The organism is Bacillus hominis, assembly GCF_018332515.1.
In the GTDB taxonomy this organism is placed as follows: Bacteria; Bacillota; Bacilli; order Bacillales; family Bacillaceae_G; genus Bacillus_A; species Bacillus_A hominis.
Genome location: NZ_BOQD01000493.1, coordinates 1 through 380 on the forward strand (window position 1 = coordinate 1; position 380 = coordinate 380).

1 protein-coding gene and 1 pseudogene are annotated in these 380 nt (G+C 29.2%); both read right to left on the reverse strand.

What is annotated here, in order from left to right; genetic code table 11:
- A pseudogene (locus KI356_RS26810) lies at nt 1–288 on the reverse strand (sensor histidine kinase); the annotation flags it as partial.
- A gap of 9 nt (nt 289–297) precedes the next feature.
- The coding region (locus KI356_RS26815) for a winged helix-turn-helix domain-containing protein (protein ID WP_212936965.1) at nt 298–380 on the reverse strand (83 nt) is incomplete at its 5' end.

Sequence of the window (380 nt, forward strand, 5' to 3'; positions counted from 1 at the left end):
ATTGAAGTTGTAAAGGACTTTTCCCTCTTCGCTTACAATTTGAGGCCAATCATTTTTTTCTGTTATTAAATCTTTTAATTCAGGTTTTAATGTAATGTGATTGTCTTCAGAAGAAATATATTCAGAAATTGTAAAACTATCATAATCAGAAATGTTAGGTTCATATAAAGTGCTATTAAGGAGAAAAATTAAATAAGAAAAAGAAGCAAATACAGCGATAAGTAACGTAAATAAGACGAAAACGTGTTGCAGAATAAACTGGATTATAAGTCGTTTATTTAAATTCATATCGTTAACCTACTTTGTAACGAACTTATAGCCAAGTCCACGAACCGTTTTTATGTATTCTGGTTTACTTGGATCTTGTTCGATTTTTTCAC